This is a genomic window from Streptomyces niphimycinicus, assembly GCF_018883605.1.
Taxonomy (GTDB): Bacteria; Actinomycetota; Actinomycetes; order Streptomycetales; family Streptomycetaceae; genus Streptomyces; species Streptomyces niphimycinicus.
On sequence record NZ_JAHLEM010000129.1, the window covers coordinates 1 to 9,457 of the forward strand.

Annotated in this window: 12 protein-coding genes and 1 pseudogene; 8 read left to right on the plus strand and 5 right to left on the minus strand. The window is 72.7% G+C overall.

Translation table 11 applies throughout. From position 1 onward, the window contains the following. Positions 1–472, plus strand: a pseudogene (locus KN815_RS14025) (potassium-transporting ATPase subunit B); the annotation flags it as partial. 5 nt (positions 473–477) lie between these two features. After that, on the plus strand, positions 478–1,146 hold the full coding sequence (locus KN815_RS14030; protein WP_216342239.1) for a potassium-transporting ATPase subunit C: 669 nt from the start codon (positions 478–480) through the stop codon (positions 1,144–1,146). A 67-nt stretch (positions 1,147–1,213) separates the two neighbouring features. Here KN815_RS14030 and KN815_RS14035 read toward each other — a convergent pair whose 3' ends face one another. The 4 genes from KN815_RS14035 to KN815_RS14050 all read right to left on the minus strand — a co-directional run bounded on the left by KN815_RS14035 (position 1,214) and on the right by KN815_RS14050 (position 3,790). Then, entirely contained in the window at positions 1,214–2,011 is a 798-nt protein-coding gene (locus tag KN815_RS14035; RefSeq protein ID WP_216342241.1) for a hypothetical protein, read from the minus strand. Then, a complete protein-coding gene (locus KN815_RS14040) occupies positions 2,008–2,556 on the minus strand; it encodes a sigma-70 family RNA polymerase sigma factor (protein WP_253208964.1) in 549 nt (182 codons plus the stop codon). The genes KN815_RS14035 and KN815_RS14040 overlap by 4 nt, the downstream gene beginning before the upstream one ends. Next, entirely contained in the window at positions 2,553–2,711 is a 159-nt protein-coding gene (locus KN815_RS14045) for a hypothetical protein (RefSeq protein WP_216342243.1), read from the minus strand. The genes KN815_RS14040 and KN815_RS14045 overlap by 4 nt, the downstream gene beginning before the upstream one ends. A gap of 239 nt (positions 2,712–2,950) precedes the next feature. After that, positions 2,951–3,790, minus strand: a complete 840-nt coding sequence (locus KN815_RS14050; protein WP_216342245.1) for a helix-turn-helix transcriptional regulator — start codon at positions 3,788–3,790, stop codon at positions 2,951–2,953. Between the two features lie 102 nt (positions 3,791–3,892). On the opposite strand from KN815_RS14050, the gene KN815_RS14055 reads away from it, so the two are divergent. Continuing rightward, entirely contained in the window at positions 3,893–4,600 is a 708-nt protein-coding gene (locus KN815_RS14055; protein ID WP_216342246.1) for an SDR family NAD(P)-dependent oxidoreductase, read from the plus strand. A gap of 31 nt (positions 4,601–4,631) precedes the next feature. Here the strand turns inward: KN815_RS14055 and KN815_RS14060 are convergent, their stop codons facing one another. After that, entirely contained in the window at positions 4,632–5,375 is a 744-nt protein-coding gene (locus KN815_RS14060; protein WP_216342248.1) for a CDP-alcohol phosphatidyltransferase family protein, read from the minus strand. A gap of 117 nt (positions 5,376–5,492) precedes the next feature. Between KN815_RS14060 and KN815_RS14065 the strand changes: the two genes are divergently transcribed. From KN815_RS14065 to KN815_RS14085, 5 genes are all read left to right on the plus strand, one after another. Beyond that, positions 5,493–6,491 (plus strand): zinc-dependent alcohol dehydrogenase, encoded by a 999-nt coding sequence (locus KN815_RS14065; protein ID WP_216342250.1) that lies wholly within the window; start codon positions 5,493–5,495, stop codon positions 6,489–6,491. Positions 6,492–6,569: 78 nt separating this feature from the next. After that, positions 6,570–6,968 (plus strand): 6-pyruvoyl trahydropterin synthase family protein, encoded by a 399-nt coding sequence (locus KN815_RS14070; RefSeq protein ID WP_216342252.1) that lies wholly within the window; start codon positions 6,570–6,572, stop codon positions 6,966–6,968. Then, positions 6,965–8,071 carry a glycosyltransferase family 4 protein gene (locus tag KN815_RS14075; RefSeq protein WP_216342254.1) on the plus strand — a complete coding sequence of 369 codons (1,107 nt, stop codon included), beginning with the start codon at positions 6,965–6,967 and terminating at the stop codon, positions 8,069–8,071. Before KN815_RS14070 ends, KN815_RS14075 begins: the two co-directional genes overlap by 4 nt. After that, entirely contained in the window at positions 7,999–8,904 is a 906-nt protein-coding gene (locus KN815_RS14080) for a class I SAM-dependent methyltransferase (protein WP_372458350.1), read from the plus strand. The genes KN815_RS14075 and KN815_RS14080 overlap by 73 nt, the downstream gene beginning before the upstream one ends. After that, a partial coding sequence (locus KN815_RS14085; RefSeq protein WP_216342258.1) for a lysylphosphatidylglycerol synthase domain-containing protein occupies positions 8,901–9,457 on the plus strand: 557 nt, incomplete at its 3' end. The genes KN815_RS14080 and KN815_RS14085, both read left to right, overlap by 4 nt.

The following is a 9,457-nucleotide window of genomic DNA, read 5'->3' on the forward strand; positions in this document are numbered from 1 at the left end:
CCAGGCGGACGTCGGGGTGGCGATGAACACCGGTACGTCGGCCGCCAAGGAGGCCGGCAACATGGTCGACCTCGACTCCAACCCGACCAAGCTCATCGAGATCGTGGAGATCGGCAAGCAGTTGCTGATCACCCGTGGCGCGCTGACCACCTTCTCCATCGCCAACGATGTAGCGAAGTACTTCGCGATCATCCCGGCGCTGTTCGCGGCGGTCTACCCGGGCCTGGACAAGCTGAACATCATGCAACTGTCCTCGCCGGACTCGGCGATCCTGTCCGCGGTGATCTTCAACGCGCTGATCATCATCGCCCTGGTGCCGCTGGCCCTGCGGGGTGTGCGCTACCGGCCGATGAGCGCGGACCGGATGCTGCGGCGCAACCTCGGGATCTACGGCCTCGGCGGCCTCATTGCGCCCTTCATCGGCATCAAGATCATCGACCTGCTCATCTCCCTCATTCCCGGGATCGGCTGACCGCCATGAACCATTCCGTCATGAACACCGCCCGGCTGTTCGGGGCCGGCCTGCGGGCCCTCCTCGTGCTGACCCTGGTCACGGGCGTCATCTACCCGCTGGTGGTCACCGGCATCGCCCAGGGGCTGTTCCACGACAAGGCGAACGGCTCCGAGATCGAGGCGGACGGCCGGGTCGTCGGCTCCTCGCTGATCGGGCAGCCGTACAACCTGCCGCTGAAAAAGGGCCAGGAGACCCCGGACCCCGATCCGAAGTGGTTCCAGGGGCGCCCGGCGAACGGTCTCGGCACCAACAGCCTCAACACCCGCTACACGCTGCTGCTGTCCGGAGCCACCAACCTCTCCGCCGACAGCAAGGACCTGCTCCAGCAGGTCAGGGACGCCAAGGCCGCGGTCGTCAGGAACAACTCGGTGCCCGGCTACACCGTCCGGCCGTCCCAGGTCCCCGCCGACGCGGTGACCTCCTCAGGCTCCGGCCTGGACCCGGACATCTCCCCGCGCTACGCCGAGATCCAGGTCCACCGGGTCGCGGAGCGGAACGGGCTGTCCGTCGCCCAGGTGGAGAAGCTGGTCGAGGAGAAGACCGAGGGCCGCGTGTTCGGCTTCATCGGGGAGCCGCGGGTGAACGTCCTCGAACTCAACATCGCGCTCAAGGACCTGGTGGCCAGGCGCTGACGGCGCCACCCGCCCCGGGAAGCGGGAGCCGGCGGCCGGAGACCTTCTCCGCCGCCGGCTCCCGTCATCACGCGGGGGAACCACTGCGCGGCCGCTCGGGCAGTACGGCCCGGTCGGGCGAGGGCGCGGCGGCCGTGGTGGTCTCGGTGGCGGTGAGGTCTTCGATGCGGTCGGCGAATCCCGGTTCGGGCAGCGGGAGATCGATGTCGGGGTCGTCGGTGAAGTCGACGGCCCGGGCGACGTAGTGGATGACGGCCATGGTGGCGGGCGGCACCTCCCGCTCCCGTTTCAGGCCGTGCAGGATGCGGAGGGCGGCGGCCATCTCATGGTCGGTGGCGGCCCAGTCCTCCACCGTGTCGGTGACCGGCGGGATGTCATTGCCCGCCTGCTCATGCCACCACTCCAGCCAGGCGTGCGCCTGACCGTCCTCGCCCAGGGCCATGTGGTGGAGATAGAGGCAGTACGCGGCGGCGGGATCACCGGCGCCGGCGGCGAACTGCCACCAGAACTGGGCGTGGTCCTCATGGCCGGCCAGTTGCAGCACACACCCGAGGACACGGGAGCCGGGCGGTTCGAGGATGCGGCGGGTGAGGAAGTCCCGCAACCGGGTCAGGGCATCGGGGCGGGCGATGATCGCCTCGCACAGGGTGTGCAGGTCCTGCGCCATCCGTTCGTCCACGCCCGGCGCCGCGGCTCCGGCGGCCGCGGATGTCCGCTGGGCGTGCCGCGGAGGGCGCTCTTGGGGTGGGGCGCCGTCGGGGTCGGCGTGGCGGGCGGCGAGCCGGGCCTCGGCGGCCTCGAAGTCGATGGGAGGGGTGGGGTTGAGCAGGGCCCGCGCGAGGATGCGGTCAATGGCTGAGGTCATCGCTCCTCCTTGGCCAGGAGTTGTTGCAGTCGGCGGCGGGCGTAGCGGACGGTGGAGCGGACACCGGCCTCGGTGATGCCGAGGTGGGTGGCGGTCTCGGCGACGCTGTAGCCGCGGCAGTGGAGCAGGATGACCACGTCCTGCTGGCGCTCGGGGAGTTTCTTGATGGCCTGGTAGAGGTTCAGGCTCTCCTCGAGTACGGCGATGGGGTCGACCGCGTCCCTGAGCAGCGCGGTCTCGAAGGTCGCGTTGTCCAGCAGGGCGGGGCCTCGCTTGCGGGCGCGGGCGAGGTCGACGGCCCGGTTCTTCATGACCTTCCAGGCGTAGGCGGCCGGGTTCTCCATCGTCAGCACCTTGGGCCAGCAGCGCAGGAGTTGTTCGAAGGCGGCGTCGACGGCCTCTTCGGCGTCCGCGTGGTTGCCGAGGTAGACCACGGCCCGGTCGATGTACGCCTTCCGGTGGAGCTGGTGGAAGGCACGGAAGTCCGCGGGGAGTGAGGTGGTCATCGAGGTGATCTCGCGCGAGCGCAGGAATTCGTTGGTCACCGCTCCCCTCCCTCCCGGTCGCTGCGACGCAGTTCCGATACGCCGACGCGCACTCCCATGGCGGCCGCGCGGCGCAGGAGGGCGATGGCGTCACTGCCGAATACCCGCGCGACGAGTACGGCGGTGACGACGTTCACCACGGTTTGAAGATTCACGGACTTCGTTGTCCTTCTGTTCGTTGTACGAGGGGTGGCCCCCACCCCCACACGCCCCGCGAGTGCGCGGTGTTGCGCTCTCTGTTCAGATAGCGCTCACGGACGCCGGTTCGTGCATCGGATGAGCCTAAAATCTTACGGAACGCATCGATCCAATTACGCAAATATGAAAAACTCATCGCCAGATTCGGGTGCGCGGGTCCACCCCCGCACCCCCGCGCCGCCCCCCGCCCGGCGGGCTAGCCGGTGAGCGACTGGGTGCCGACCACGGTGAGCAGGGCGAGGCGTTCGGCGTCCTCGGTGCCGGGCTCGGCGGTGTAGACCACGATGCGCAGATCGCTGCCCGCCACGGTCAGCACATCGCAGTCCAGCGTCAGTGTGCCCACCCGCGGATGGTCGATGGTCTTGCGCGACGCCTCATGGTGGCCGACGGTGCCGGAGTCCCACAGCGCGGCGAACCGCCCGCTGTTGGCGCGCAGCTCCGCGACCAACTGCCGCAGCTTCTGGTCGGCCGGGTAGCGGGCGGCGACCGTGCGGAGATCGGCGACCAGCGCGGCCTGGAACTCAGCCCGGGCCTCATGCGTCTGCCGGGAGCCGCTGTCCTCGCAGACGAAGTGGCGCCAGACTCCGTTGCGCTCATTGCCGCGCCACCGGGACGGATCGCCCCGCAGCGCCACATACGGCGGATTGGCCATGAGCAGCGTCCAGGACGCGTCGCTCACCGCGACCGGTGTTCCGGTCAGCCGGTCCAGCAGCCGCTGGACGCTCGGGGTGATGTACGCCGGCACCGTCTCCGGACCCGGCGGCGCCAGCCCGGCCAGCCGGAAGAGATGGGCGCGCTCGTCCCCCGACAGCCGCAGCGCCCTGGCCAGCGCCTCGACGACCTGGGACGAGGGATGGGCGGCCCGGCCCTGTTCGAGGCGGGTGACGTAGTCGACGGAGATCCCGGCCAGCATCGCCAGCTCCTCGCGGCGCAGCCCGGCCGCGCGGCGCTGTCCGCCGGTCGGCAGCCCGGCGGCCTCCGGCGGGACCCGGTCCCGCCGGCGCCGTACCGCCTGCCCGAACTCCGTGGTCGCCATGGCCCCCAGTGTGCACCGCGGACCGGGGCCCTTCCTGGTACTCGCGGTCCCAGGAAGACGGGAAAGCTGGCTGCCCCCACGCCCCGGGCGCAGCCTGGAGACATGACGACAACACTTATCACCGGAGCCAACAAGGGTCTCGGCTTCGAGACCGCCCGCCGACTGATCGCCGCGGGCCACACCGTCTACCTCGGCAGCCGGGACGCCGAGCGCGGCCGCCGGGCCGCCGAGAAGCTGGGGGCGCGGCTGGTCGTCCTCGATGTCACCGATGACGCGTCCGTGGCCGCCGCCGCCAAGGCCATCGAGGCCGACGGCGGCCTGGATGTGCTGGTCAACAACGCCGGTATCGAGGCGCGGACGCCGGACGGCGGGGTGATCGGCGCCGCCGAGGTCACCGCCGACATGATGCGGAAGGTGTTCGAGACGAACGTCTTCGGCGTGGTGCGGGTCACCCACGCCTTCCTGCCGCTGCTGCTGCGGTCCGCCGCCCCGGTCGTGGTCAATATCAGCAGCGGGCTGGCCTCGCTGGAGCGGGTCTCCACCCCTGACGACCCGGCGCACGCCTATCCGGGGGTCGCCTATCCGGCGTCGAAGGTGACGGTCAACATGGTCACCGTGCAGTACGCGAAGGCGTTCCCGCAGATGCGGATCAACGCCGTCGAGCCCGGCTACACCGCGACGGACCTCAACGCGCACACCGGCCACCAGACCGTCGAGGAGGGCGCCGAGATCATCGTCCGGATGGCCCAGGTGGGCCCCGGCGGCCCGACGGGAGGGTACTTCGACATCGAGGGCGCTCTCCCCTGGTAGAGCGGCGGCCCCGCGGCCTTCGGCGCCGCCCTCACCGGGCCTGCCCGCCCACCTCGGCCCGGCTGTCCCGGGTGCGCCACAGCCACCTGATGTCGCGGGCGAAGGACCAGCTCAGCAGGGTCAGGGCGAGCAGGGCGGCGCCGAAGGCCAGCGCGTAGGGCAGCACGCCGGCGCCGACGACCAGCAGCAGCACACCCTGGAGCGCGGCCACCGTCTTGCGGACCGTGCTCGGCGGGAGCTGCCCGTTCAGCCAGGGCAGCACCCGGGCCGCGGCGACGAAGACGTAGCGCATGGCGCCGATCAGCAGCACCCAGGGGCCGAGCGAGGTGGCCACATAGACGCTGAGCACCAGGATGAGGACGGCGTCGACCTCCATGTCGAACCGCGCGCCCAGGGAGGACGAGGTGCCGGTGCGCCGGGCCACCTGGCCGTCGACCGCGTCCAGGAGCAGCGCGACCGCGGTGAGGGCCACCAGCACGGTGACCGGCGGCGGGCTCTCGAAGGAGTCCGCGACCAGCGCGGTCACCCCGCCGACGAGCGTGGCCCGGGCGAGGGTGACGCGGTTGGCCGCGCCGAAGGAGGCGAGCCAGGACCGCGACAGGGCGCGGGTGAGCACCGCCCAGGTGGCGGCCGCGAAGGCCAGGCCGGTCAGCCAGCCCGCGGGGCCCAGGTCGAGCGCCGTGCCGAGCAGCACGAGCAGCAGCAACTGCGCGGCCGCGCCCGCGGCCGTCTCGTTCCGCAACGGCGTGGTGTTGTAGGGATTGTTCAGGGCCACCGTGCACTCTCCGGGCTGTGTGGCGGAGCGGATGGGTGCCGCGTACCGTGTTCGCGGCTTCATGGTCATCGGTACGTGAGCCATCACCCGATTGTTCAGCCCTTTGGAGAACGTCGTATGACGCGCACCGCCCACGCCTTCTGGCTCCGCTCCCCCGGCCATGGCGAGATACGGGAGGTGGCCCTGCCCGACCCCGGGCCCGGGGACGTGGTGGTGCGCACGCTGTGCTCGGGGGTGAGCCGCGGTACGGAGACCCTGGTCTTCCGCGGTGGCGTACCGGTCAGTCAGCACACCGCGATGCGCGCGCCGTTCCAGGACGGTGAGTTCCCCGGGCCGGTCAAGTACGGCTATCTCAATGTGGGTCTGGTCGAGGAGGGGCCGCCGTCCCTGCTGGGGCGCACCGTCTTCTGTCTGTACCCGCATCAGACCCGCTATGTGGTCCCGGCGAGCGCGGTGACCCCGGTGCCGGAGGGCGTGCCCGCCCCGCGCGCCGTGCTGGCGGGCACGGTGGAGACCGCGGTGAACGCGGCATGGGACGCCGCGCCCCTGCTGGGCGACCGGATCGCCGTGGTGGGGGCGGGGATGGTGGGCGCCTCGGTGGCGGCGGTGCTGGCGCGGTTCCCCGCCGTACGGGTGCAACTGGTGGACGCCGAGCCGGCGCGCGCCGAGGTCGCGCGGGCGCTCGGGGTGGACTTCGCGCTCCCCGAGGAGGCGACGGGCGACCTCGATCTGGTCGTCCACGCCAGCGCCACCGAACAGGGGCTCGCGCGCTCGCTGGAGCTCCTCGCCCCGGAGGGCACCGTGCTGGAGCTGAGCTGGTACGGGGACCGGCGGATCAGCCTGCCGCTCGGGGAAGCCTTCCACTCGCGCCGGCTGACGGTGCGCGCCAGCCAGGTGGGGACGGTCTCACCGGCCCGGGGCACCCGCCGCGGCTACGGCGACCGGATGGCGCTGGCGCTCGAACTGCTCTCCGATCCGGCCTTCGACGCCCTCGTCACCGGCGAATGCGGTTTCGAGGAGCTTCCCCAGGTGCTGCCGGGGCTCGCCGCCGGGGAGATTCCGGGGCTGTGCCACCGGGTTCGCTACACCGCGGAATCTGCCGTGTCATCTGTCTGAACACGGGGAACGTGACGGCCGTACTAGAGGTCGTGCCCCGGCTGAGGGCCCGACGCGCCGTATCTGGAGGGTCATCCGTTGTTCAGCATCACCGTCCGCGATCACATCATGATCGCTCACAGTTTTCGCGGGGACGTCTTCGGACCCGCGCAGCGGTTGCACGGGGCGACGTTCCTCGTGGACGCCACCTTCCGCCGTGCCGAGCTGGACGATGACAACATCGTCGTCGACATCGGCCTGGCCACCCGTGAGCTGGGGGAGGTGTGCGGCGCGCTCGGCTATCGCAATCTCGACGACGAACCCGATTTCGCGGGGATCAACACCTCCACCGAGTTCCTCGCCAAGGTGATCGCCGACCGCCTCGCCGAACGGGTGGGCTCCGGGGCGCTGGGCGAGGGCGCCCGCGGGCTGTCCGGGATCGCCGTCACCCTGCATGAGTCGCATGTCGCCTGGGCGAGTTACGAGCGCGGCCTATGAGCCCGGCCGCACCGCGCACGGTGCATATCGTGATGCCCGGCGCCGTGGCCGACCCGGCCGCGCCGAGCGGCGGCAACGTCTACGACCGCCGGATCTGCCGGGATCTGCCCGGCGCCGGCTGGCGGGTCGAGGAGCACGCGGTCGAGGGCGACTGGCCCCGGCCGGGCCCCGCCGCCCGCGCCGAGCTGACCCGGATCCTGGCCGGACTGGCGGACGGCACGGCCGTTCTGCTCGATGGTCTGGTCGCCTGCGCGCTCCCGGCCATCGTCGTCCCGCAGGCCCAGCGGCTGCGGCTGGCGGTGCTGGTGCATCTGCCGCTGGGCGACGAGACGGGGCTGCCCCCCGGCCGGGCCGCGGAGCTGACGGCGCTGGAGGGCCGGACGCTGCGCTCGGCGCGGGCGGTGGTGGCCACCAGCGCATGGGCGGCCCGTCGGCTGGTGGATCTGCACGGGCTGGTGCCCGACCGGGTCCATGTGGCCGCGCCCGGCGCCGATATCGCCCCTCTCGCCTCCTCGGGCGGCGCGGGCTCACGGCTGCTGTGCGTGGCCTCGGTGACCCCGCGCAAGGGGCAACTGCGGCTGGTGGAGGCGCTCGCGGAGATCCCGGAGCTGCCCTGGGCCTGCGACTGCGCGGGAGCCCTGGACCAGGACCCGGAGTACACCGCCCGGCTCCGGGAGCTGATCGAGAAGCTGGGCGTGGCCGACCGGGTGCGGCTGCTCGGCCCGAAGACCGGCGCCGAGCTGGCCGCCGATTACGCGGCCGCCGACGCGCTGGTGCTCGCCTCGTACGCCGAGACCTACGGCATGGCGGTGACCGAGGCGCTGGCCCGGGGGATCCCGGTGCTGGCCACGGCCGTCGGCGGGGTTCCGGAGGCCCTCGGGCAGGCGCCCGACGGCAGGATGCCGGGCATGCTCATCGACCCGGACGACCCCGGGGCGCTCACGGCGGCGCTGCGCCGCTGGCTGGGCGACCCCGGTATACGCCGCCGGCTGACCGCCGCCGCGCATGAGCGGCGCACCGCGCTGGCCGGGTGGGAGAACACCACCCGCAACCTGGCCGGTGCGCTGGAAGAGCTCCGAGACGAACCGCGGAGGGCCGCGTGAAGACGACCGACGTACCGCGTTACACCCCCGACTGGCTGGAGCTGCGGGAGAGCGCCGACGCGGCGGCCCGCTCCCCCGAGCTCATCGAGGAGCTCCGCCCCCGGCTGGCCGGCCCGCCGCTGGTGATCCACGATCTGGGCTGTGGCACCGGCTCCATGGGGCGCTGGCTGGCGCCCCGGCTACGCGGCCCACAACTGTGGATCCTGCACGACCGCGACCCCGATCTGCTGGACCGGGCGGCCCTGCGGATGCCCCGGGCGGCCACCGACGGCAGTCGCATCACCATCGCGACGGCCCGTGGCGACCTCGCCCGGCTGACCGCGAGCACGCTGGACGGCGCCTCGCTGGTGACGGCGTCCGCGCTGCTGGACGTGCTCACCGCCGAGGAGGTGGAGGGGATCGCCGCGGCCTGCGCCGCGGCCGAGTGTCCGGCGCTGCTGGCGCTGTCCGTGGTGGGGCGGGTCGAGATCACCCCGGCCGATCCGCTGGACGCGGAGATCGCCGAGGCGTTCAACGCCCATCAGCGGCGCGGTGATCTGGTGGGCCCCGACGCGATGGCGGTGGCCGCCGAGACGTTCGCCCGGTACGGCGCGACGGTACGCACCCATGCCAGCCCCTGGCGGCTCGGCGCCGACCACGCCGCGCTGACCGCCGAGTGGCTGCGGGGCTGGGTGGGCGCGGCCGTGGAGCACCGGCCGGAGCTGGCCGGGCGCGCCGAGGCGTATCTGCGCCGCCGGCTGGCGATCGCCGCGACGGGCGCGCTGCGGGTGGTGGTGCACCACCGGGATCTGCTGGCGCTGCCCGCGTCCCGCATGCTGGGGGCGGCCGCGTGAGCGGCGCGCTGCGGGCCCGGCTCGGGGCGGCCACGGGCGTCGCCATCCTCGGGGTGGTGCTGTGGCGGCTGGGCACCGGGGCCTTTGTGGACGGTCTGCGCACCATCGACGGCCTCACCCTGCTGGCGGCGCTCGGCCTCGGCCTGCTCACCACGGTCTTCAGCGCCTGGCGCTGGTGTCTGGTGGCGCGCGGGCTGCGGATCCGGCTGCCGCTGGGCCCGGCCGTCGCCGACTACTACCGTGCGCTGTTCCTCAACGCCGCGCTGCCCGGTGGGGTGCTCGGCGATGTGCATCGCGCGGTGCGGCACGGGCGGGACGCGGGGGATGTCGGCCGGGGCGTACGCGCGGTGGTGCTGGAGCGGGTCGCGGGCCAGGTGGTGCTGATCGCGGTGGGGGTGGCGATCCTGCTGGCCCACCCCTTACTGGCCCTGGAGCAGTTGGGCCATCTGGTGGGCGGGCTCGGTTCCCCGATGGCCTGGGCGGCGGTGCTCGCGGGGTGCGTGGCGCTGCTGGTCACCGCGGCTGTCCGGCGCCGCCGCCGCGCGGCGCCGGT